General features: G+C 45.9%; 21 protein-coding genes. 9 read left to right on the top strand and 12 right to left on the bottom strand.

Annotated elements, in window-relative coordinates:
• Positions 1-125 precede the first annotated feature (125 nt).
• Together EE116_RS12700 and EE116_RS03270 are read right to left on the bottom strand one after the other, a co-directional pair.
• Positions 126-1,088: a DUF3137 domain-containing protein gene (locus EE116_RS12700; protein WP_241091621.1), complete on the bottom strand. Its 963-nt coding sequence runs from the start codon at positions 1,086-1,088 to the stop codon at positions 126-128.
• A gap of 164 nt (positions 1,089-1,252) precedes the next feature.
• A complete protein-coding gene (locus EE116_RS03270) occupies positions 1,253-2,089 on the bottom strand; it encodes a peptidylprolyl isomerase (protein WP_122873211.1) in 837 nt (278 codons plus the stop codon).
• 87 nt (positions 2,090-2,176) lie between these two features.
• On the opposite strand from EE116_RS03270, the gene gltX reads away from it, so the two are divergent.
• The 5 genes from gltX (at position 2,177) to EE116_RS03245 (ending at position 6,481) form a co-directional block, all read left to right on the top strand.
• Positions 2,177-3,568 (top strand): glutamate--tRNA ligase, encoded by a 1,392-nt coding sequence (gene gltX / locus EE116_RS03265; protein WP_122873210.1) that lies wholly within the window; start codon positions 2,177-2,179, stop codon positions 3,566-3,568.
• Complete coding sequence (locus EE116_RS03260) at positions 3,565-4,818, top strand: malic enzyme-like NAD(P)-binding protein (protein WP_122873209.1); 1,254 nt, start codon at positions 3,565-3,567, stop codon at positions 4,816-4,818. Before gltX ends, EE116_RS03260 begins: the two co-directional genes overlap by 4 nt.
• Complete coding sequence (gene upp / locus EE116_RS03255; protein ID WP_002948924.1) at positions 4,819-5,445, top strand: uracil phosphoribosyltransferase; 627 nt, start codon at positions 4,819-4,821, stop codon at positions 5,443-5,445.
• A gap of 242 nt (positions 5,446-5,687) precedes the next feature.
• Positions 5,688-6,218 carry a ribonuclease domain-containing protein gene (locus tag EE116_RS03250; protein WP_122873208.1) on the top strand — a complete coding sequence of 177 codons (531 nt, stop codon included), beginning with the start codon at positions 5,688-5,690 and terminating at the stop codon, positions 6,216-6,218.
• Complete coding sequence (locus EE116_RS03245) at positions 6,215-6,481, top strand: barstar family protein (protein WP_122873207.1); 267 nt, start codon at positions 6,215-6,217, stop codon at positions 6,479-6,481. Before EE116_RS03250 ends, EE116_RS03245 begins: the two co-directional genes overlap by 4 nt.
• 1,197 nt (positions 6,482-7,678) lie before the next feature.
• On the opposite strand, the gene EE116_RS03240 is transcribed toward EE116_RS03245, so the two are convergent.
• From EE116_RS03240 to EE116_RS03200, 9 genes are all read right to left on the bottom strand, one after another.
• Positions 7,679-9,010: an acetyl-CoA carboxylase biotin carboxylase subunit gene (locus EE116_RS03240; RefSeq protein WP_122873206.1), complete on the bottom strand. Its 1,332-nt coding sequence runs from the start codon at positions 9,008-9,010 to the stop codon at positions 7,679-7,681.
• Complete coding sequence (gene accB / locus EE116_RS03235; protein WP_122873205.1) at positions 9,010-9,462, bottom strand: acetyl-CoA carboxylase biotin carboxyl carrier protein; 453 nt, start codon at positions 9,460-9,462, stop codon at positions 9,010-9,012. The genes EE116_RS03240 and accB overlap by 1 nt, the downstream gene beginning before the upstream one ends.
• 144 nt (positions 9,463-9,606) lie before the next feature.
• Entirely contained in the window at positions 9,607-10,266 is a 660-nt protein-coding gene (locus EE116_RS03230) for a molybdate ABC transporter permease subunit (protein WP_122873204.1), read from the bottom strand.
• 141 nt (positions 10,267-10,407) lie between these two features.
• A complete protein-coding gene (modA, locus tag EE116_RS03225) occupies positions 10,408-11,109 on the bottom strand; it encodes a molybdate ABC transporter substrate-binding protein (RefSeq protein WP_122873203.1) in 702 nt (233 codons plus the stop codon).
• 109 nt (positions 11,110-11,218) lie between these two features.
• The gene (locus EE116_RS03220) at positions 11,219-11,869 is read right to left on the bottom strand and encodes an energy-coupling factor ABC transporter ATP-binding protein (protein WP_122873202.1); all 651 of its coding nucleotides are present in this window, start codon (positions 11,867-11,869) and stop codon (positions 11,219-11,221) included.
• Positions 11,866-12,513 carry an energy-coupling factor transporter transmembrane component T family protein gene (locus EE116_RS03215; protein WP_122873201.1) on the bottom strand — a complete coding sequence of 216 codons (648 nt, stop codon included), beginning with the start codon at positions 12,511-12,513 and terminating at the stop codon, positions 11,866-11,868. The genes EE116_RS03220 and EE116_RS03215 overlap by 4 nt, the downstream gene beginning before the upstream one ends.
• Complete coding sequence (locus EE116_RS03210) at positions 12,510-12,962, bottom strand: hypothetical protein (RefSeq protein ID WP_122873200.1); 453 nt, start codon at positions 12,960-12,962, stop codon at positions 12,510-12,512. The genes EE116_RS03215 and EE116_RS03210 overlap by 4 nt, the downstream gene beginning before the upstream one ends.
• Complete coding sequence (gene cbiM / locus EE116_RS03205; RefSeq protein WP_122873199.1) at positions 12,956-13,543, bottom strand: cobalt transporter CbiM; 588 nt, start codon at positions 13,541-13,543, stop codon at positions 12,956-12,958. Before cbiM ends, EE116_RS03210 begins: the two co-directional genes overlap by 7 nt.
• A complete protein-coding gene (locus EE116_RS03200) occupies positions 13,543-14,289 on the bottom strand; it encodes a DUF4198 domain-containing protein (protein ID WP_122873198.1) in 747 nt (248 codons plus the stop codon). The genes cbiM and EE116_RS03200 overlap by 1 nt, the downstream gene beginning before the upstream one ends.
• 364 nt (positions 14,290-14,653) lie before the next feature.
• On the opposite strand from EE116_RS03200, the gene EE116_RS03195 reads away from it, so the two are divergent.
• Positions 14,654-15,709 (top strand): SEL1-like repeat protein, encoded by a 1,056-nt coding sequence (locus EE116_RS03195; RefSeq protein ID WP_122873197.1) that lies wholly within the window; start codon positions 14,654-14,656, stop codon positions 15,707-15,709.
• A gap of 303 nt (positions 15,710-16,012) precedes the next feature.
• On the opposite strand, the gene EE116_RS03190 is transcribed toward EE116_RS03195, so the two are convergent.
• Complete coding sequence (locus EE116_RS03190) at positions 16,013-19,321, bottom strand: S8 family serine peptidase (protein ID WP_122873196.1); 3,309 nt, start codon at positions 19,319-19,321, stop codon at positions 16,013-16,015.
• Positions 19,322-19,514: 193 nt separating this feature from the next.
• Between EE116_RS03190 and dcd the strand changes: the two genes are divergently transcribed.
• From dcd to pseC, 3 genes are all read left to right on the top strand, one after another.
• Entirely contained in the window at positions 19,515-20,075 is a 561-nt protein-coding gene (gene dcd, locus EE116_RS03185) for a dCTP deaminase (RefSeq protein ID WP_122873195.1), read from the top strand.
• A 223-nt stretch (positions 20,076-20,298) separates the two neighbouring features.
• Positions 20,299-21,297, top strand: coding sequence for a UDP-N-acetylglucosamine 4,6-dehydratase (inverting) (gene pseB / locus EE116_RS03180; RefSeq protein WP_122873194.1), 999 nt, complete (start codon positions 20,299-20,301; stop codon positions 21,295-21,297).
• A 193-nt stretch (positions 21,298-21,490) separates the two neighbouring features.
• Positions 21,491-22,621: a UDP-4-amino-4,6-dideoxy-N-acetyl-beta-L-altrosamine transaminase gene (gene pseC / locus EE116_RS03175; RefSeq protein ID WP_122873193.1), complete on the top strand. Its 1,131-nt coding sequence runs from the start codon at positions 21,491-21,493 to the stop codon at positions 22,619-22,621.
• The last annotated feature ends 12 nt before the right edge of the window (positions 22,622-22,633 follow it).

Below are 22,633 nucleotides of genomic sequence, written 5' to 3'. Positions count from 1 at the left end.
GGCTAAATTTTAACTAGTAAGACGCTAGAAGGTACGGTAGTAAATTCCCACCCAAATTTATCTGCAAAACCTGCACCGCAAAAATGCTAATTTAGTTGTAAAAACCCCAGCCGTCAAATTTGCCCTCACTTAAAAATATCAAGGTTCAAATTTAGCTCGTCTATGATAGATAAAAGCTCTGAAATTTCCTTTTTTATCTGATTTACGTCATAAAGGCTCGGCGGTAGCGAAAAGATAGTTGTTCCAAATTTATTTTTCGCTCCGTTTAAAAATAGGTAAAATTTATCGTCCATAAACGCCGCGCTCACCCCCATTTTCCCCGCGAATTTTTCCTTTAGCTCTCGCAGGCGCTCCATAAACGCGGGCGTCAAAAGATACCTCGCCTCAACCTTATCGTCCGCAAAGACCCGAAATTCTTTACTAAAAAACACGTCATCCATCTGTTCTTTTTCGCCTATAAATTTAGTATTTAACGTGCGGCTCGCGACTATCGTTTGACTGCTAAATTTCTTGTAAAACTCGCAGACCAAAACCGAGCCGCTAAAGGCCTGCATATCTTTCATCGTTGACCAAGCAAAAAATATTAGAGAGATTAGGTTAAGTCCGGGCGAGTCGCCTAGTTTTAGTTTGGCATCCCTGGGTATGCTTATAGCTTCGCTAAGATTAAATTTGACGCCGTTATACGTTCCGCTAATTAGGTCTTCGGCACGAAATCTGTCGCGTGAATAAATATTGATTTTTCTAAATTCTTGTTTGCTTATGCCTGCTTGGGGATCGTATTTAAAGATTGTATTTACGTCTTTTATTGCAATGCGAATGAACGTATTTTTAAAAAAACTCGTATAATCTTTTTCCGCATCCAGCGCATAGCATGCGGATATGTTAATAGCAAGAATGATAAACGGCAAATAGACGGCTGCAAATAAATCTCCAGCTCCGCTGCTGTCGAATATATACATAACGATCTCACCTCCTATCAAAAGCACGCCGAAGGTAAAGAAGAGTCCAAGAATTACACTTTTAATATATCGCCTTTTGCATTCGCTTTGCTTTTTTGCGGTTGCCTCTATGGCTTCGTTTATGTTCAAATTTTGCCTCTTTTTATTTTACGTTTGGAGCGAATTTTAGCGAAATTTACGCCGTAAAGATGCGGGTTTGGGCGGGCGAGCAACTAAATTTAAAGAAAAATCGGTCAAATTTAGCCGAAAATAAAAGAATTTAAGCCGAATCAAATCGGCTTAAAGATTTGAGTTTAGCGTAGATATTTGACGTTGGCTTTGGCGCGGAGTTTGTTGAAGTATTCGCCGATGACGCGGTCTTGCTCGAGTTTATAAAGCGCATTCATCGCTTCGTCTCTGACCTCGTCAAATTCAGGCATCGTTTGCCCCTTTTTAGACGCTACGTAAAACATCTCAAAGCCCTCGGGAGTCTGGAAAATCTGCGTGAAAGTGCCGTCCGGGGTCTGCTGAAATATCGTTCGTAGTTGAGGCGGGATCTGCTCGCTTTTTAGATCCAGCACGTCCATGTGCACGCTGTGGTTGGTGTTCATCGGGGAGCTGTGTCTGGCGGCCTCTAAAAGCTGCATCGAAGGCGCCACGTATCTAGTCACGCTCACGTCGGTAAAGTGCGCGAAAAGGTCGCGATTTTGCTCAAAATACGCTCTCGCGGCGTTTTCTGAAATGTTGATTTTAGCGTCGGCAAATATGCTTTGATATAGCTTTTCTTGTTTTATGGTCTTTGCGACGTCGTCTTTAAACTGCGCGTAGTCGCCGCCCTTTGATAGCACGGCCGAGCGCAGATCTGAGGCGCTCATGCCGCTCTCGCTTGCGATCTTTTGCAGCCTTTGATTTAGCTCGTAGTCGCTGGCTTCGATTTTTAGGTTTTTGATCTGCGCAGTTTCTAGTCTATCGCGGATCAGTAAATTTAGCGCATTTGCTTCGCTTGTTTGCAGCTGCGCGGCGGCTTTGCGTACTTCGTTTACGGTGATGGGTTCGTTTTCGATGATGACGGCTATGCCGTTTGAGATCTGGCTCGCGTTAGCCATACAAAAACTGAGAAAAAACGCGGCGAATGAGATCTTTTTTAACATATAAAACCTTTGTTTAAGTCTAAAGTAAATATAATTTGAGCATTATAACATTTTAAATTTAAGCGCAAGCTATAAAGGTAAAATTTAATGCAAAATTCACAAATAGTAACTAGATTTGCCCCCTCTCCGACCGGATATTTGCACATCGGCGGGCTTAGGACGGCGCTTTATAACTACTTATACGCTAGAGCAAACGGCGGGAAATTTCTGCTGCGCATCGAAGATACCGATCTAAAACGCAACTCCGAAGAAGCGACGCAAGCGATAAAAGAGGCCTTTGCATGGTGCGGACTGGATCACGACGGAGAGGTGACGTATCAGTCGCGTAGATTTGGCGTTTATAAAGAGTATGTACAAAAGCTGTTAGCCGAGGGCAAAGCCTACAAATGCTACATGAGCAAGGACGAGCTAGACGCTCTGCGCGCCGAGCAAGAAGCGAGAAAAGAGAGGCCTAAATACGACAATCGCTACCGCGAATTTACAGGCACTCCGCCTGCGGGAGTGGAGCCCGTCATCCGTATCAAAGCGCCTCTAAGCGGCGAGATCATGATCGACGACGGTATAAAAGGCGAGGTCAAATTTAGAGTCGAGGATATCCTGGATGATTTTATCATCGCGCGTAGTGACGGCACACCGACCTATAACTTCACGGTCGTGATAGACGATGCGCTGATGGGCGTAACCGACGTCATCCGCGGCGACGATCACCTCTCAAATACCCCGAAACAAATCGTACTCTACGATGCACTGGGATTTAAAGCGCCGAAATTTTACCACGTCGCGATGATAAACGGCGAGGACGGTAGCAAACTGAGCAAACGCCACGGCGCGACCGACGTGATGGAGTATAAGCGCATGGGTTATCTGCCTGAAGCTCTTTTAAATTTCCTCGTGCGCCTAGGTTGGAGCCACGGAAACGACGAAATTTTCGGCATGGACGATATGCTAAAGTATTTCGATCCGCACGATATAAACAAGAGCTCAAGCACCTATAACGCAAGCAAGCTAGAGTGGCTAAATGCCCACTATATCAAGACTCTGCCGTACGAGAGACTAGCACGTGAGATGCTTAGCTTTGAGATAGATTTTAAAGCGATGCCAAAGGGCGAAGTGCTGTTAAATTCATTGCGCGAACGCTCAAAAACGCTAGTTGAGATGAGCCAGAGCGCAAGAACGATAATAAACGCTCCAAGCGCATACGACGAGAAAGCCTACGCTAAATTTATCACGCCCGAAAGCAAGGAAAATTTGGCTAAATTTGCCGAAATTTTAGGCGAAAATTTAGACGCCAAAGGCTACGAGGAGATGACGGGTAAATTTTTAGAAGCAAACGGCTTAAAGCTAAAAGACCTAGCTCAGGCGCTTCGCGTCGCACTAACGGGAAATAGCGTAAGTCCGGGGATATTTGAGGTGCTCGAAGTTTTGGGCGCGGACGAGACGAAAAAACGAATAAAAAATATTTTAAAGGAGAATAAATGACACACGTAACTAACGAAGAGGCGCTCGCGTATCACGAGGGCGGCAAGATAGAGATAAAAGTAAAAACCCCATGCGCGACGGCTAGAGACCTATCTATGGCCTATACGCCGGGCGTCGCGGTGCCTTGTAAAGAGATCGAGGCCGACAACGAACTGGCCTACAAATACACCAACAAAGCAAATTTAGTAGCCGTCATCACCGACGGTACGGCCGTGCTCGGTCTAGGCGATATCGGCGCAGTAGCTGGCAAGCCCGTGATGGAGGGCAAGGCGGTTTTGTTTAAAAAATTTGCAAACGTAGATGCATTCGACATCGAGCTAGACGAACACGATCCAGATAAGATAGTTGAAATTTGCAAAGCGCTCTCTCCAACTTTCGGCGGTATAAATTTAGAAGATATCCGCGCTCCGAAGTGCTTTGAGATCGAGCGCAAACTACAAGAAGCAGTCGATATCCCGGTCATGCACGACGATCAGCACGGCACGGCGATGATAACAAGCGCAGGCATAATAAACGCGATGGAGATTTCTGGCAAAGATATCTCTAAAATCAAAATCGTAGTTAGCGGCGCGGGCGCGGCTGGCATCGCATGCGCGAAGATGTATAAAGCGCTTGGCGCAAAACACATCGTGATGGTAGATAGCAAAGGCGTGATCCACAAAGGCCGCACCGACCTAACTCCGGAAAAGCTAGAATTCGCCCTAGAAACCGCCGATAGAACGCTAGCGGACGCTATGAAGGGCGCGGATATGTTCCTAGGCCTATCAAAACCCGGCGTCGTGACGAAGGAAATGGTCGCCTCTATGAACGACGAGCCGATTATTTTCGCGCTTGCTAACCCGACTCCGGAAATCTTCCCCGAAGACGTCGCTAGCGTGCGAAACGACGTGATGATGGGAACCGGCCGCAGCGACTATCCAAACCAGGTAAATAACGTACTTGGCTTTCCGTTTATATTCCGCGGCGCGCTAGACGTCAGAGCCAAAAAAATCACCGAAAATATGAAAATGGCTGCGGCGCGTGCGCTTGCAAATTTGGCTAAAGAGCCGGTACCTGCGGAGGTTTGCGAGGCGTTTGGCGTAAAAGAGCTAAAATTCGGCAAAGACTACATCATACCAAAACCGTTTGACAAACGCGTCCTAACGGCGGTAGCTCCTGCCGTAGCGCAGGCTGCGGTCGATGACGGCGTAGCTAGAGTAAAGGATTTTGACGTCAAAGCCTATACCGAAAAGCTAGCGAAGGGTCTGTAAATGAAAAACGTCAGGCTCATCTCACACCCGCTCATCGAGCACAAACTAGCGATTTTAAGGGATAAAAACACCGAGCCGTTTCAGTTTAGGATGCTCGTGGACGAGATCAGCCACCTGATGATATTTGAGGCGACTAGAGATCTGGCGCTGCGCGACGTGAGCGTGCAGACTCCGGTCGCCCAGGCCCAGGCCAAAAAGCTCGCGACAAAGGTGATGATTTGCCCGATTTTGCGAGCAGCGCTGGGTATGCTTGATAGCGTATTTACGATCATTCCCGATGCTAGCGTTGGCTTTTTGGGCTTTCAGCGAAACGAAAAGACCGCGGAGGCGGAGTTTTTCTACGCTAAACTGCCTCGCGACGCCAAAAACCGCCTAGCCATCATCATCGATCCGATGTTTGCCACCGGCGGTACGGCTATCGACGCGGTTAAATTTTTACGCGAGAACGGCATCAAACAGATCAAATTTATCTCCATCATCGCCGCTCCAGAGGGACTAAAGCGATTTAGCGAAGTTTACCCGGACGTCGAGGTCTATACGGCTGCGATCGACGAGCGACTAAACGAGAAAAACTACATCGTGCCGGGTCTTGGCGACGCGGGCGATAGGGTGTTTAATACGCTTTAAATTTGACAAACCGGACGGCAAATTTAGCTTTTTGTGCCGTAAATTTGACCGAATTTGACTGTGATTTATGGGGTCAAATTCGGCTTTTAGCCTGCTAAATTTGATGCAAACGTCTGATAGCTGAGTAAATTTACTCTCGTCTTTACGGCGCGTAATTACCAAATTTGGATTTTGTCTGTACAAATTTGACGTCAAATTTACCGCCGAAGCAAGCGCTTCAAATTTATTCCAAAGGTCTTTTTTTGAACAAACAACTCATTAGAAACGTCATCTTGCCGCTAGCCGTTTTGCTGCTCGCGGCACTATTTAAATTTATCATCCCGGATAACTCGACCGCTCCGAAACAAAATCAGCCGCAAAGCGAATTTAGAGGCGGCAGCGCAGAGAAAAATATAGCCGCCGCGCCGAGTGTAAACGTCGTAAAAGACGGCATTTATACCTCAAAAGACGAGGTTGCGGCGTATATTTATAGATTCGGCGGGTTGCCGCAAAACTTCATCACCAAAAAAGAGGCGATCGCGCTCGGATGGGACGCTAAAAGTGGCAATCTGTGGCAGGTCACGGACAAAAAAAGCATCGGCGGCGACCGCTTTTCAAACAGAGAAAAAAAGCTGCCCGAGGCTAGCGGGCGCAAGTGGTTTGAGTGCGATGTCGGATACCGCGGAGGGCGACGCGGAGCAGAGCGTATCGTCTTTTCTAGCGACGGGTTGATCTACTACACGCCCGATCATTACGAGAACTTTTATCTACTTTATGAGCGGAGGCGGCAGTGAAAATCATAACTCTAAACGGCGCGAAAATGCGCGAGAAAACGGCGGCCTTTGAGTATCTGGCGCGAAAATTCGGCCTGGGTCCCGAGATAAAAAACCTCGACGCGCTTTACGACGCGCTCGGCGAGATAAACGAACCTACGCAGATAAATCTAAAAAATCGTGCCGCACTTGCCTCGCTAGGGGGTTATGCAGACGATCTGATCGCCGTTTTTACCGATCTAGCGGAGGAAAACGAGCAGGTAAAATTTGAGATTTTATCTTGATTTGGTTGCTACTCGTGATATGCGGTAAAATTTAAATTTTTACCGATACCGGATGTGTGGCAAATTTACTCGCATTTTTATATAAATAGTCGATAAAATTTGATTCCAAACTCATTTTTGTCCCTTAAGTAAAATCGCCAAAAAATCAGCCGAATTTTATCGTCCAAAATTCGGCTTCAAATCCAAAAATTAAAGCTAAATTTTTGATAACTAACGCGACTTTAAAAGTCATATCTAACGCCACCGCACACATTACCTTATTTGTTTGATAAAGAGATTTTGCCACGAAGGGTTGGTTGCGTGGATCTTATGCTCGGATGCTCTGCTGAGCCGACCCACAGCCAATACCAAACCATTACGCGGTGCGATAAAAATAGCCAAAGAGGGAAAACTGTCGCCTAATGCTGATAAAATCATCTAGCGCCGAGCTTCGTCGCACCTTGTGTGTGCAGAAATACTGCATGCATACAGAAAGCTCTTTAGGCAAGCGCGTGACGCTACACGGTTTAACAGTTAAGAAATCGGTATTTCAGCTGGCTATATTGGCATAGCAGGCGCGCAAATGACCATGATGCAAAAAAGCGTGACAAAGTACAGAGAAAATCAAAAAGCGAGGCTAAATTTAAAAATACGCCTTGGTTTAGACAAAAAGTCGCTAATTTTTATAGACCAAAATAGAAAGTCGGTGCTTTTTTCCGAGTAATGAGCTGGCAATGCGCAAAGCTTTTTTGGGAGCGAAATTTACACTTGGTAACCCAAGCCTGCATAACATCGTAGCGTAGCGAATTTTAAAATATATATATATATCCGACGAATTCGATTTTAAATTTACATTATTTTCAACCACGAAAAACTTATCCGCATTACTCGCCTAAAATCCAAAATACATTTCAAAAATCGACTATTTATGCCAATTTGAATATCGCAAGCAAAGACACAAGATTTGCGGTTTAAATGCGCAAATTTAAAAGATGCTATCGCAAGCACGGCAAACAAATGTAGTAATTTTAGCGGAAGGAAACAAAACTTACGGACAAGTTTTAAAATAACGCAAAAGACAAATGCCGCAGCTACTGATAAAATCACTCGTCAAAAAGCTTTGAGTAAAATTTTATCGCCATAGTAATAAATTTAAAGTTAGATCGCCTTGCTTGCGGCCGATTAAAAGCCACGAGCAAGGCAGCCCGCGCCGCAAATTTAGCGGCGAGAGAGGTAGTTAGTATCGTAGTTGTTGTCGATAAAGTCTTGGTTTTCCATCATCGCGATGTGAAAATCGCGCGTGGTCTTGATACCGCCGATGATGAGCTGATCGAGCGCGACCTTCATCTTGTGGATGGCTCTGTTTCTATCGGTGTCCCAGACGATGAGCTTGCCGATCATACTGTCGTAGTACGGCGGGATCGAGTAGTCCTGATAGATGTGGCTATCCATGCGCACGTTTCGGCCGCCCGGACAGACGTATTTTGTTATCTTGCCTGGACTTGGCGTAAATGTGTTTGGATCCTCGGCCGTAATGCGGCACTCGATGGCGTGACCTTTTAGCGTGATGCTTTCTTGCGGCGGTAGCGCCTCGCCCTGGGCTACTTTTATCATCAGTTCGATGATGTCTAGGCCGCTAACCATCTCGCTCACGCAGTGCTCGACTTGCAGGCGCGTATTCATCTCGATGAAGTAGAAATTTAGATCCTTATCGACCAAAAACTCAAACGTTCCCGCTCCCTCGTAGTCGATCGCTTTTGCCGCGCGGATCGCCGTTTCGTGCAGTCTAGCGCGAATGTCGTCGTCTAGTAGGATCGCAGGACTCTCCTCGATCAGCTTTTGGTGGCGGCGCTGCATAGAGCAGTCGCGCTCGCCGATGTGCAGGACGTTACCGTGGCTGTCGCCGATGACCTGAACCTCGATGTGGCGCGGGTTTAGGATGTATTTTTCCATATACATCGTTCCGTCGCCAAACGCGCTCATCGCCTCGCTCTCGGCCGACCAAAACGCCTTTTCGATGTCCTCTTCGCGCTCGACCACGCGCATACCGCGTCCGCCGCCGCCGGCTGCGGCTTTTAGGATGACCGGATAGCCGATTTTTTTAGCTAGCTCTTTGGCCGCCTTAGTATCTGCTACGGCGCCGTCAGAGCCCGGGATCACCGGTACGCCCGCTCGCTGCATCATCTGCTTTGCTTTGCTTTTGTCGCTCATGAGCGCCATCGCGGCTACGCTAGGGCCGATAAATTTTAGCTTGTGATGCGAGCAAATTTCGACGAAATTTTGATTTTCGCTGAGAAATCCGTAGCCCGGAAATATCGCGTCGGCTTCGCTGATCTCGGCTGCGCTGATTATGGCCGGGATATTTAGGTAGCTGTCGCTTGAGCGCTCCTTGCCGATACAGATCGCCACGTCGGCGTATTTGACGTAGAGCGCGTCTTTATCGGCCGTGGAGTAGACCACGACGGCTTCTTTGCCCATTTCCTTTATCGTTCGCAAGGCTCGCAGCGCTATTTCGCCGCGATTTGCGATTAAAATTCTTTTTATTTCCATCAAATTTTCTCCACGCCAAATAGCGGCAAGCCAAACTCGACCGGCTGACCGTCTGATACGAGCAGCTCGGTGATCTGGCAGTCAAATTCGGCCTCGATCTCGTTCATTATCTTCATAGCTTCTATGATACCCACGACGTCGCCTTTTCTCACGCGCTGGCCTACTTTAACAAACGGTGCCGCGCCCGGGCTCGGAGCTGTGTAGAAAGTACCGACCATAGGCGATTTTATGCTGTCTTTTGGAGAATTAGCAGGAGCTTTGACCTCTGAGCTTACCACGACGTTTACCGGAGTCGGAGCTGGAGCTGGAGCTTGGACGACAGGCTTTGGCAGCTCGCAGCAGTCGGCGAATTTTTCAAGCTCGACCTCAAAATCCCCGCTTTTTATCTTTATGCGGTTCATGTCCATCTCGTTAAAAAACTCGATCAGCTCTTTTATGTCTTCTTTTTTCATAGAAATTTCTCCTAAATAGTTAAAGTTCAAAACTTCTTATTGTAGCAAAAAAATAATGAATTTATGCTCGCAAAGCCGTATTTTGTTTTTACGCTCGGGCCAAATTCGGAGTCTTCGTCGCTTTACGCGTTTAAAATAGCCAATTTATTTTTTAGCTCGCTCGAGAAAATTTATAAATCCAAAAAGCGCCAAGCTAAGCACTACCAAAATCACGCTTAAAATTAGCGCGCGGCCGTTTTCGCCGTCGTAAACCGCGTTATAGATCGCTAGCGAAACGGTGTCGGTTTTGCCTACGATGTTGCCGCCTAGCATCAGCGTGATGCCAACCTCGCCAAGGCCGCGAGCCAGAGCCAAAACAAGCGCCGAAACGACGCTTTTAAAGACGTTTGGGATGAGGATAAAAACGGCAATCTCAAAGCGATTTTTGCCTAGGCTTTGACCCGCTTCGATTAGGCTTTTAGGCAGGCTTTCAAGCGCGCTTTGAACAGGCTTTACAAACAGCGGCAAACCCGCCAAAAACGAAGCTATGACGAGAGCCGAAAAGCTAAAAACGATCTGTAAATTTAGCGCCTTGCCGATCACGCCGTTTCGCCCCAAGATATAAAGCAGCAAAAATCCCGTAGCAATCGGCGGGAAAATGAGCGGAAACATCACGGCTGCTTCTAAAACGGCTTTAAATTTGCCGAGGTAAAACGCCAAAAAATAAGCCGCGCCAAGTCCCAAAAATAGAAGCAGCACAAAGGTTACGGCAAGCGTTTTGGCGCTTAAAAGCAGCGGGTGAATAAGCCAGGCGAGTTCGTGCAAATTTTTCCTTTTTTCGTTAAATTTTGCTTTTAGTTTGAGTTAAATTTAGCGAGTAAATTTTAGCGTTTAAATCAAATTTGACGCAAATTTTACGTCAAATTTGAAGACAAATTTAACCGAGCTAAAAGCCTTCAATTTAAATTATTTTAGCCCGAATTTAGCGAAAATTTTCTTCGAGCGAGGAGTTTTTATCTCGTCTATAAATTTAGCGCACGCCTCGTTACCCTCGCACGCGGCAAGCTTTGCCGCCGAGATAAAAACGGGGCTATAAAGCGCCTCGTCGATGTAGATCGCGCTGCCAAACTCGCCCTCTCTAGCCACAGCCTCGGTCGAGTTGATAAAGCCAGCGTCCACTTCGCCGTTCGTGACGTAGGCGACTACTTGCGGTACGCCCGCGACCGGTAGCATCTTAGGCGCTAGATCGGCCTCTAGTCCCGAGTTTTTCAAAAACTCCGTCGTCCTCACGCCGTAGATCGCTTTTTTGGCATCGGGCATCGCGATTTTGGCGAGATTTTTTAGCTCAGATACGTCTTTTATCTGCTTGCCTTTTGGCGTGACTAGCACCAAAGCACCCTTGCCGATGCGCTCGTAGCCCTTTATATCTAGATCCGTTTTCTTTAAAAATGCCTCATCGCCCACGATCGCGGCCATCTTGCCCTCTTTTGCCTGGATAGTTATCTGGCCCAAATTTGCAAACGCGCCCTCGATCTGCACGCCGTCTTTTTTGAGATTTTCTATCACTTCGCTGACCGGTTTTTTATATCCGCCGCCAGCACCCACGAGCAAACTTTCACCGCAAAAGGCAACCGCAGCCGCGATAGAAATAAGTAGTAATTTTTTCATAAAATTCTCCTTTGAAATAAAATTTGGTAATTTTATGAAATATATCATTATACATTGATAAATTTTGCTGTTTTCGGAGCTTTTTTAAAGAAGTATAAATAAGGATATTTTATATCGGCTCTAGTCCGTTTTTTGTCAGGCGGTACATTACGCTTGCTACGTCGCTTATAAATTCTTTGTCGTGAGAGACGATTATCTGCGTGACGTCGAGGGATTTTAAGATAGCGGCTATCCTTCTTTGCATATCCGCATCAAGCGCGGTCGTAGGCTCGTCAAGTAGTAAAATTTTAGGCTCGGCCACCAGTATCCCAGCTAGTGCGACGAGCTTTTTCTCGCCTCCTGAGAGGTCAAAAACGATCTCGTCTTTTAGATGCCAAATTTCAAGCTCGCGTAAAATTTCCTCTGCTTTTGCGCGAGAGCCGTCCTCGTCCTCGCCGCGGCTAAGTAGCGAAAACATCACGTCGTCAAGCACGCTAGGACAGATAAAGCAATCGTTGCTTTCCTGAAAAAGATAGCCCACGTCGCGGCGAAACGGCTTGTACTCGTCTAAATTTGAAATTTTATGGTGAAAAAGCTCTATATGCCCGCCGCAAGGCGCTTTAAGCCCCGCCATTATCTCTAGCAAAGTGCTTTTACCGCAGCCGTTTGGGCCTATTAGTGCGATTTTGTCTTTGTGCGTCGCGTTTAAATTTAGATTTTCAAAAAGCGTTCTTTCACCTATTTTTGCGCAGACGTTTTTTAGGCTTATCGTGCAGCTCATATCGTGACTCCTAAACTAAAAATATAACAGCACGCCGTTAAAGCGATTATAACGGCGTCTTTCGCGCCTATTTTGAGGCTTTTATCTCCATAAAGCTTGCCGTCAAACCCCTTGCAAACGAAGGTCTTTTCAAGGACGCTCGCCTTATAAAACGCCTCCAAAAAGAGCATAGCGACTAAATTTGCGTAAATTTTATAGGTAAAAAGCGAGGCTTTAGGCTCAAATCCCCGAACTTTTAGAGTCTTTTTTAGCCTTGTAAATATCGTTTTAAGATCAGCCGTAAATTTGGCGCTAAAATAAAAAATCGCCGTTAGCTTGTCGCCTAAATTTAGCGACGAAACGGCAAGCGCGATACTAAAATAATCACTCCTATAAAAGGCCAGCCGTCCAAAAAGTATGATCAAATTCGACCTTACGAATATCAGCTTTGCAAGCGCGTACTCTCCGTAAAGTACGAGGCTTAAGACGACTAAGATTATAAAAATATTTAGTTTTAAAACGGATTTTAAAATTTCAAAAAGATTTTTAAAATTTAAAATCGCTAAAAATATCACGGGCGCGATGAAAACGGCGTCCGTAGCGCTTGAAAGCGAGACTTTGAAACTAAAAAAAGTAAAGCAAACGAGCAAAACGGATAGGTTCATTTGCCTCTTTTTACCAGATAAATTCCGCCAAAAAACAGCCCGATTCCCAAAAACGCAAGGATAAATTTAAGCGCGTAAGCCCCAAAATCCTCCTCGCTTTCGTCAAATTTAACATTTGAGGCATCGCTTGATGCGTTACTTTCGGTGCTTTTTAGCTCGGCTTTGTTTGCGGTAAATTTGATCCTTTTTTCGTGCGCTAGTCCGCCGTCGATCAAGATTTCAAATTCATCTGCGGGGATTTTAGCTCTGGCAAAGCCGTTTTCATCAGTTTGCGCGCCTCCTATCTGGGCACCGTCTTTTATAAAAGATACTGGGCAGTTTTTACAAGGAGAATTTCCGTAAAAATAGCTTTTTATCTCGATAAATTCGCCCTCTTGCTTTGCAAAGCCTTTTAGGGAGTGCGCGTTTAGGAAGCTTGCAAAAAGCATAATCAAAAATATTTTTAGCAAATCAAAAGATCCTTTTTAACCCTATAAATAAAAGAAAGCGCAAAAAGCGAGATGATCCCCTCAAGCGCCATTAGGGCTAAATTTGAAGTAAAAACAAGTGCGGCCACGGGCGCAAACTCTTTGCCATTTAAAACAAGCGTCAAGGAGAGCAAAACCGAAGAGCAAAGTATAGGCAAAAACCCTATCAAAAACCAGAAAAACGATCTATATCGCTTAAAAGAAAGCTTTAAAAGATATGGGCTAAGAAGCGCCGGAGAAGCAATGATGAGCAAATTTACGCCAAGCGCGCTCAGGCCGCCGTAACCAAAAAGCAAGGCCTGAAAAAATAGCGCGATAAAAATAGCCAAAACAGCATTTGCACCCAAAAACGCCCCCGCAAGGCCGCTTAGCACGAGATGTATCGAGGTAACGCCGATGGGCAAGTGGATAAAGGACGCCATAAAAAACATCGCGCTGACGGCCGCTACTTTTGGTATCTCGCTCGTTTTTAGCTTGTAAATCAAGCTTGAGACCAAAACGACGCAAACTGCCGAACAAGGCACGATGATTTCAGGCTTTAAAACGCCTTCGCTTATGTGCATTATTTATACTCTTTGGTTTGCACCCAGATGACGGCTCCAAGCTCCACTGGATACTCTTTGCCCTCGTGTTTGATCTTTTGATCGTCGTCTATCAGCGCGGCAAATCCCCACCAGCCCTCAAGCGGCATCGCAAAACTAAATTCGCCCTGCTCGTTAGTGTTTACGACCTGAGTTACGTGCGCATCGGACGGAGCTTTTAGCCCTTTGGTATTATAGTACTCTACCTCGACGGTTACGTTTTTAGCGGGTTTTCCTTTATAATAAACCACGCCTGAAAATAAATTTCCCTTATAAAGCCCGTACGGTCGCGTTAGCGGCACTATCTCGGCTTTTAGCCCAGCCGGTTTATCCCAGCCCTCGCCGTAGCCATATGCATCTACGACGGTTTTTGTTATATGCCTTATAAATTTATCCTCCGCAGGCTCGAAATAGGGCTTTGGATCCATATAAAACTGATAGATGCCAGGCTCTTTTACGTCGTAGCTAGCCGTAAAGTAGCTAAATTTATCCTCTTTTAGCTCTTTTAGGCCTTTTATCGCCTCTTTTTTACCGTTTACGAAAACGCCCGCCTCGTTTGGAAGGACCAGGTTCATCATATCGCCCTCAAAAGGATGGGTAAATTTGTAAGTAATCTGCAAATTCGCCCCTTTTTCGTCGTCTACGGTCGAATTTGACGGTACGACCATACCAAAATGCGCATAAGCGCTAACGCCTAAAAGCATAAGCGCCAAAGACTTGATTTTCATTTTTGCTCCTTTTAAAGGTATTTGTTAAATGAAATTGTACCCCCGCAAAGCTTATTATTTATTAAATTTTTGAGATAAATCATATTTAAAGTATAAGAAAAATATTTTGGTATTATTTATAACTGCACAAAATAATAAATAGGCTTTTTAAATTTATTCGGCAAAATTTAGTGCCGATATAAGCGCCGGTAGGTTTCGATGAAAACCGCGTTCTTGTAGGCAAAACGTAGCAAAGTAGCATTTAGATATGATACCGTTGCGGCTAAAATCCGCTTAGTTTACCTCGAGCCAAAATAATTAATAACAATCTAAGCCCAAAAAAGACAAAATACAATTTAAATATTTTATATATAAAGGAGTAGAGATGAAAAGAATTTTAGTTTTACTTGTAGTTTTATTTTCTATTGGATTTTCCAAAGATCTTGCTGAATTGGGAAAAGAAGCTTACAATAAAGGCGACTACCAAAAAGCAGCCCAGCTTTATCAAAAAGCTTGTGATGGAGGAGAGGCTAAGGGTTGTAATAATTTAGGGGTTTTATACAAAAACGGTCAAGGTGTAAATCAAGATTACCAAAAAGCAGCCCAGCTTTATCAAAAAGCTTGTGATAGTGGAGATGCTGGGGGTTGTAATAATTTAGGGGTTTTATATCACAACGGTCAAGGTGTAAAACAAAATTACCAAAAAACTGCTGAGCTTTATCAAAAAGCTTGTGATAGTGGAGATGCTGGGGGTTGCTATAATTTAGGGGTTTTATATCACAACGGTCAAGGTGTAAAACAAAATTACCAAAAAACTGCTGAGCTTTATCAAAAAGCTTGTGATGGGGGAGAGGCTAAGGGTTGCTATAATTTAGGGGTTTTATATCACAACGGTCAAGGTGTAAAACAAAATTACCAAAAAACTGCTGAGCTTTATCAAAAAGCTTGTGATGGGGGAGAGGCTAAGGGTTGCTCTAACTTAGGGGTTTTATACAAAAAAGGTCAAGGCGTAAAACAAGATTACCAAAAAGCAGCCCAGCTTTATCAAAAAGCTTGTGATAGTGGAGAGGCTGGGGGTTGCGTTAACTTAGGGTTTTTATACCAAAACGGTCAAGGTATAAAACAAGATTACCAAAAAGCAGCCCAGCTATATCAAAAAGCTTGTGATAGTGGAGAGGCTGGGGGTTGCTCTAACTTAGGGATTTTGTATGCAAATGGTCAAGGCGTAAAACAAGATTACCAAAAAGCAGCCCAGCTATATCAAAAAGCTTGTGATAGTGGAGAGGCTGGGGGTTGCTCTAACTTAGGGATTTTGTATGCAAATGGTCAAGGCGTAAAACAAGATTTTCCCACTGCAAAGCAATATTTTGGTAGGGCTTGTGATTTAGGACTTCAGTTAGGATGTGATAATTACAGAAAGCTAAACGAAAAAGGCTACTAGCGTTAGATCCGCGGTCAGTTTCTTGCCGATTAACGGGGACGCTAATCATGATTTCTCTTACTTTACCAAACTGTATTTGTAGTTTTTTAAGGCACAATTACTAAAATATCGAAGTAGACGTTAAGATATCTTACAAGCAGCGGCGCAAGTCGTATCTATCCGCTTAATTTTCTAAGCCGCATTTTCGAGACGAATTTCTATCTCCAAAATGCGGCAAATTTAAAAAAAAATCAAATTTGAACCCGTCGCGAGCTAAGTAAATTTAGCTCGCTCTAGGCAAATTTAAGCTTTTAATCCAAAAGATTAAAACGCCCAACTAAATTTGGCGTTTACGCCGTTTGATTTTACATTGCTGCCGTATGCTCCAACGTAGCTAAGGCCGACTCTAAAATTTCTGGTAAATGCAGCCTCGATACCAAGCTCGGTAGTGGCTAGATCTTTTAGCTTTTCACCCTCTAGTTTAGTTGCGCCAAGGCCTGTAACGTTCATATGAGCGCTCGGAGTTTTATCGCCTAGGAAGCGGTTGTAGGCTACATCGGCTTTTGCGACTAGGCCTACGCCGTCCATGGTAAATGCGATACTAGGTTTTACGCCCACGCTTGCTACTTGCAAATCTCTATCCTCGTTTCTGATCTGTACCAAAGAATTTGCTACATCGTCGTTTTTAAAGCGGATATAGGTTAGCCCCGCATAAGGCTCTAAACTAAAGCCGTTTTCATAGCTTAGCCCCGTATAGGCGATCTGGGCAAATGCGCTGATAGCGGACGCGTCAGCATCTTTATACTCGTAAGCCAAAGGAGCGTATGAGTTAACGACTCTTTTTTCTTGATCAAATTTCGAGTAGATAGCGCCTAGGCTAATTTTGATAGGATCAAGTCCTATATCGCCGTAGATACCCGCATGCGCGTCTTTGCTTTTTACCGCTTTGCTATCGCCTAGCTTGTGATTTGTTTTGCCAAGGCCTACGAATACGCCTGCTTTTGAGCTATCTCCCACTAGAAAATCGACGCCAACTAAATTCGTAAATGCGTTCGTGCCTAGTCTGCCGCCGGCGTTATTGTCAGAAGTCACCCTGCTTGCGCTGCTAAGCAACCAAAGCTCGACTCCCGTGTCGATATCGGCTCTTTTAGCGCCGTTTTTGTTTTTAACAGAATTTGCTAACATAAACGAGTCTACGGCGGAGTTGTTTTGCGCTTTAAAGTCTAGATCGTTTGAAAAAGCGCCAAAGTATGCGGCCGCCGTGTTACGATCCGCTCCGAGCATAGACGAATAAATAGCGCTACTAGGATTTGCCTCGACCAATCTAGCAAACGACTTCTCGGCGCTAGTAGAGGCTACCTCCTCCATGCTTTTGCCTTTTTGCAAAGAAAGAGCTAAATTTGAGCCGCCAACAGTTTCTTTAGCGGTTTTAAAGAACGCATAGCTATCCTCGACCTTAGCTAAATTTACCCCCGCGAAGTTTCCGCTTGCGTTTATGGTTTTCTTTAGAGTCGGATTTGCCGCCAAATTTGCAAGCTCGGCGTTTGATAGCAATGCAGCCTTTAATAAAGAGCCCTCTTTAAATGTTAAATTTAGATTATGAGCGCCGTCGTTAACTACAAATGCGCCGCCCGCGTTTATAACGGCATTAACTTGCGTAGCGTCGCTTGCCCTGGTCGTGCTCACGAAACCGCCCGCGCTTGGAGTTTGGTAAGTAAGAGCGTTTAAAACTTCAAATTCGCCGCCGTTATGGACGTTTATGCTTCTTGAAGAAGAGATTGATTGATTTAGAGCCGAGATTTTACCGCCGTATATATTTACAGCTCCGGTAAAGCTATTGTCTCCGGCAAGAGTCAAAGCGCCGTCTCCTCTTTTAGTTAGCGAGCCTTCATAGCCCTCCGCCGCTCTTGCGACCCTAGCCTGCTCTCTTGCGATTTCAAAGGTCATCTCGGCTTTTTCTTCCGCGCTCAAATTTGACTTGGCGTTAAGAGCCGCTTTTCTAGCCGCCCAAGCCGCAGCATCGCTATCGTCCTCGGTTTTTCTAAATTTGATGGCGACATCTGAAATGTTATTTGTCCAGATATCGTCTTGATCCATCGCGACGTCGAAGTTTCCTAAAAACTGTCCAGGACCGAACATCGCCTTGCCAAGATCGAGTATGCCCCAACCCCAGACGTTACTAGGTACGCCCTCGCCGTCGCTACCCCAACGCTCTAGCATACCGCCTGCGCCGTGGCCGGCTCTTAGCGTCCTTTGTCTAGCCGTAGTTAGCATCGTTTCTCTAACCTGAGGGATACTCATATACGGATAGCGCTGCATTATGACGCCCAAAGCCCCGCTAACGTGCGGAGCGGCCATAGAAGTACCGCCAGATGATTTATATATAGCCTTGCCGTATGTCGCATTGTCGGTAAGCTCAACGTACGCAGAATAAATCTCCTCGGCCGGCGCAGCGATCGTCCACCACTTCGAGTGGCCGGCAAGGTTAAATTCCTGAATGTCCGAGGACGCCTTATATCCTCTTATATATTCGCTAGAATCATTAGGGTAGCCGTCCGCACCCGTTTGGCCAGTAACGTTAACCCAATAATCCTCGGCATCCGGCCTAAAATAAGGCAATGCCGCACGCGTGAAAGACTCAGCCATCAAGCTTCTGTTTCCGGCCGTAAATACCTGAATAACCCCTCTTTTTACCGCCACTTCGTAGGCTGCATCCAAAAAGCTTTTTTCGCCGCTAGTTACGAACTGATAATAAGCCTTTTTGGCCTCGTTCATATCTTTTAAATTTATATGGTCTTTTGCCGCGGTAGTTTGATTGGCTACGGCCACGTCGTAAAATTCCACGTCGTATTCAGGCACGGCCCTCCAGTCGTAAGTAGGCTTATATCCGAGTGCGCCCGCAAAAGAGGAATTTACGCGCCTATTAGAACCCCAGCTGTTATTTATCACCTTTGCGCCCGCATCAGCCAAGGCATTGTAACCTTTTAAGAAATAGTTGTAGTCTTGGTTTGGTCCATACGTCATATTATCGTTGCCGCCGGTATTTGCAGAGTATAGTTGTGCGCCAAACGCCACGCCGTGCATGCCGCTACCGTCTCTACTAGCCGCCATCGTACCGCCCACGTGGGTGCCGTGAGCGTCGTTTACGCCCCTTACCCAACTACCGTCGTCGTTAAAAGCTTCACCCTTTTTAAACACGCCGTTGTCGTTTTTATTAAAATTTCGCTTACCGTCTTTTACTGGCTGATTTTTATCTATCGGGCCGTTTCCTAGCGCGGCATCGGGATATCTCATGCCGTTTTTGCTATAGTTACCGATAGTTTTTACGATATGAATCCTACCATCTTGAAACTCCGGGTGGCTCAAAAGTACGCCCGAGTCCATGACGCCGATCTTTGTTCCGCTACCGTTAAAGCCTAGCGCATAAGCCGTAGAGGCGTTCATAGAGACTAGTCCCCAGTCTTTTTTATACTCCGCACTCTCCCAGCTAGAAGTATTTCCTGAAACGCCGGCCTCGGTGTAAGCATAAGCTCCGCTTGCGGCTAATAGCAAGCAGGTGAGCGCCGAAAGAGGCAAATTTGAGCCCTTGTTACTGCGTAAATTTGCAAATTTACGCGACGTGTTTGAATGCATTATTTTCCTTTCGTTGAAGAGAATTTAAAATATGTTATTATACTAAGCTTTAATTTAAAGATTAATTATAAAAAATAAGAAAATTTACTAGCAAAATATTCAAATTTGATAAAATTTAGCGCAAAACGGCGCTCAAATTTTACGTAAATTTAAATTATGTTATAATCGCTTAAATTTAAAATAAAGGTAAAAAATGGGGCTAAAATCTGACGCCTGGATACGCAAAATGTCGCACGAAAAGGCGATGATAGTGCCGTTTGCCGAGGAACAAGTCGGACGCGGCGTGGTTAGCTACGGAGTGTCTAGCTACGGCTACGATATCAGGGTCGGCGACGAGTTTAAAATCTTTACGAACATCGGCGGCACCGTGGTCGATCCAAAAAATTTCGATGAAAAAAACGTGGTGGATTTTAAGGGCGACGTGTGCATCGTGCCGCCAAACTCGTTCGCTCTAGCGCGCACGATCGAGTACTTTAACATGCCAGATAACGTGCTAGCCATCTGCCTGGGCAAAAGCACCTACGCTCGCTGCGGCATCATCGTAAACGTCACGCCTTTTGAGCCGGGATTTAAAGGGCACATCACGATAGAAATTTCAAATACGACGCCACTACCGGCTAAAATTTACGCAAACGAAGGCATCGCGCAGGTGCTGTTTATCGAGGGCGACGAGCCGTGCGAAGTGACGTATGCGGACAAAAAGGGCAAATATCAGGCGCAGGAGGGCATAACCCTGCCTAGGATTTTGAGATAAAAGCAAAAATACCGCACCTAAACAAATTTAACGAACTAAATTTTGAATCAAATTTAAGGCACGGTTTTTGCTCCGGCTGAATAAAATTTAAATAAACGGCGAATCGTTTCAGCTAGATGAGGCAAATTAAAAATTTGCGAAGGAGCGTATGCAAAATACGCGGCCAAGCGAATTTAAATTTACGACGTACGGCAAAAAACCAAGCCGCGAAAGGCAAAAATAAATGTTTAACGGAAAATCCATCCTCATCACCGGCGGCACCGGGTCATTCGGCAAAAAATACACCGAAATTTTACTCTCCAAATTTAAACCAAAAAGGCTAGTCATCTACTCTCGCGACGAGCTCAAACAGTACGAGATGGCGCAGGTTTTTAAAGACCCCGCGATGCGATTTTTCATCGGCGACGTGCGCGACGAAAAGCGCCTCATGACCGCGATGAACGGCATCGACTACGTGATACACGCAGCGGCCATGAAGCACGTGCCAATCGCGGAATACAACCCGATGGAGTGCATAAAAACCAACATAGGCGGCGCACAAAACGTCATCGACGCGGCGCTAGAATGCGGCGTGAGCAAGGTTATCGCGCTCTCGACCGACAAGGCGTGCAACCCCGTAAATTTATACGGCGCGACCAAGCTTGCCAGCGATAAACTTTTTGTCGCGGCAAACAACATCGCGGGCAGCAAAAAAACGCGATTTAGCGTCGTTCGCTACGGCAACGTCGTGGGATCGCGCGGCTCGGTCGTGCCGCTGTTTAAGAAGCTAATCGCAGAAGGCGCAAAAGAGCTGCCGATCACGCATGCTGATATGACGCGGTTTTGGATCACGCTTGAACAAGGCGTAAATTTCGTACTTAAAAACTTCGAGCGCATGAAAGGCGGCGAAATTTTCATCCCCAAAATCCCGTCGATGACGATGATAGAGCTTGCTCGCTCCATGGCGCCACGTCTTGGCGTAAAAATAATCGGCATCCGCCCTGGCGAAAAGATGCACGAGGTCATGGTCGGCAAGGACGACGCACACCTAACCTACGAGTTTGACGACCACTACGTGATCAGTCCGTCGATCAAATTTACGAGCAAAGACGACGACTTTAGCACAAACGCGCTAGGCGAAAAAGGGCATCTCGTGGAGGAAAATTTCGAGTACAGCTCGGATAAAAATAAAATTTGGCTAGATAAAGACGGGCTTTTGGAGATGATCGAGGCTAGTAAATAAATTTGACTGAAATTTGAGTTAAGCGTATAAAATTTATAAAAAACGGGGCGAAGTATTTTTGCGTTTAGACGAGGCGGAAATGAGCCGAGCGAGGGCGCATACATATAGTATGTAACCGAGCTTCGGCGAAATTTCTAACGAAGTATAAACCAAAAAGACGAGCCTCCAAAAAGACAAGCCGAAAAGGATAAAAATGATACCCTACAGCAGACAACAAATCACCGACTCCGACATCGCTGCCGTCGTGAGCGCACTAAAAGACGATATCCTAACGGGCGGCGACAAGGTCGGCGAATTTGAGCAGGCGATCGCAAAATACGTCGGCGTAAAGCACGTCGTAACGATGAACTCGGCAACGAGCACACTTCACGTCGCATATCTGGCGCTTGGCGTGAGAGAGGGCGACGAGGTCGTAACTACGCCCATCACGTTTGCTGCGACGGCAAACGCAGCATTGATGGCTGGAGCAGAGGTTAAATTTGCGCCCGTTAAATTTGATGGAAATATCGACGAAAACGAGCTTGAAAGCCTCATCACGCCCAAAACCAAAGTCATAACGGCGGTTGATTTCGGCGGCAATCCCGTAAATTTGGGCGCTATCCTAAAACTAGCCAAGCAGCGCGGTATAAAGGTGCTTGACGATGCGTCGCACGCACTGGGCAGCTCGCAAGGCGGCGTAAAAGTCGGCGCAAAAGCGGATGTTAGTATTTTTAGCTTTCACCCCGTTAAGCCACTAACGACGTTTGAGGGCGGCGCGCTAGCAACCAACGACGACGAGATCGCGCGCCTAGCACGCCTTTACCGCTCGCACGGCATAGCTAAAAAACGTCTCTGGGACAGCGATCAGAGCTTGCTTGGCTACAACTACCGCCTACCCGACGTCGCCTGCGCGCTAGGACTAAATCAGCTAGAAAGGCTAGACGAAACCATCGGGGCGCGCGAGAAAATCGCTAAATTTTACGACGAAAAATTTGAGAAAAATCCATATTTTAGTACCATCAAGTTACCTGACGACGTCGTTAGTTCGCGCCACCTCTACCCTATCTTGCTATTTCGCCAGTTTTGGTGCGCCAAAGAGGACATCTTTGCCGCCCTTCACGCGCGCGGCATCGGCGTGCAGGTACACTACAAGCCGACTTATAAATTTAGCTTTTACCGCGAGCGCTACGGCGATATTTCGGTGCCTAGCGCTGAGGATTTTTACGCCGCCGAGCTTAGTATCCCGTGCCATCAGTGCATGGGCCTAGAGGACGCAAATTTTGTCGCAGATACGCTTTTTGAAGTTTTAAAGAGCTTTGACATGCCGCAAGGCTGCAGGGTTTAGGGCGGTAAATTT

The organism is Campylobacter showae (genome assembly GCF_900573985.1).
Taxonomy (GTDB): domain Bacteria; phylum Campylobacterota; class Campylobacteria; order Campylobacterales; family Campylobacteraceae; genus Campylobacter_A; species Campylobacter_A showae_E.
This window is presented reverse-complemented; position numbering and strand designations above follow the sequence as displayed.

Bases quoted from the DNA above. Each gene is read 5' to 3' on its own strand.
- EE116_RS03270 (WP_122873211.1), bottom strand. From the start codon at position 2,089: ATGTTAAAAAAGATCTCATTCGCCGCGTTTTTTCTCAGTTTTTGTATG.
- gltX (WP_122873210.1), top strand. From the start codon at position 2,177: ATGCAAAATTCACAAATAGTAACTAGATTTGCCCCCTCTCCGACCGGA.
- EE116_RS03260 (WP_122873209.1), top strand. From the start codon at position 3,565: ATGACACACGTAACTAACGAAGAGGCGCTCGCGTATCACGAGGGCGGC.
- upp (WP_002948924.1), top strand. From the start codon at position 4,819: ATGAAAAACGTCAGGCTCATCTCACACCCGCTCATCGAGCACAAACTA.
- EE116_RS03240 (WP_122873206.1), bottom strand. From the start codon at position 9,010: ATGGAAATAAAAAGAATTTTAATCGCAAATCGCGGCGAAATAGCGCTG.
- accB (WP_122873205.1), bottom strand. From the start codon at position 9,462: ATGAAAAAAGAAGACATAAAAGAGCTGATCGAGTTTTTTAACGAGATG.
- modA (WP_122873203.1), bottom strand. From the start codon at position 11,109: ATGAAAAAATTACTACTTATTTCTATCGCGGCTGCGGTTGCCTTTTGC.
- EE116_RS03220 (WP_122873202.1), bottom strand. From the start codon at position 11,869: ATGAGCTGCACGATAAGCCTAAAAAACGTCTGCGCAAAAATAGGTGAA.
- EE116_RS03215 (WP_122873201.1), bottom strand. From the start codon at position 12,513: ATGAACCTATCCGTTTTGCTCGTTTGCTTTACTTTTTTTAGTTTCAAA.
- cbiM (WP_122873199.1), bottom strand. From the start codon at position 13,543: ATGCACATAAGCGAAGGCGTTTTAAAGCCTGAAATCATCGTGCCTTGT.
- EE116_RS03200 (WP_122873198.1), bottom strand. From the start codon at position 14,289: ATGAAAATCAAGTCTTTGGCGCTTATGCTTTTAGGCGTTAGCGCTTAT.
- EE116_RS03195 (WP_122873197.1), top strand. From the start codon at position 14,654: ATGAAAAGAATTTTAGTTTTACTTGTAGTTTTATTTTCTATTGGATTT.
- EE116_RS03190 (WP_122873196.1), bottom strand. From the start codon at position 19,321: ATGCATTCAAACACGTCGCGTAAATTTGCAAATTTACGCAGTAACAAG.
- dcd (WP_122873195.1), top strand. From the start codon at position 19,515: ATGGGGCTAAAATCTGACGCCTGGATACGCAAAATGTCGCACGAAAAG.
- pseB (WP_122873194.1), top strand. From the start codon at position 20,299: ATGTTTAACGGAAAATCCATCCTCATCACCGGCGGCACCGGGTCATTC.
- pseC (WP_122873193.1), top strand. From the start codon at position 21,491: ATGATACCCTACAGCAGACAACAAATCACCGACTCCGACATCGCTGCC.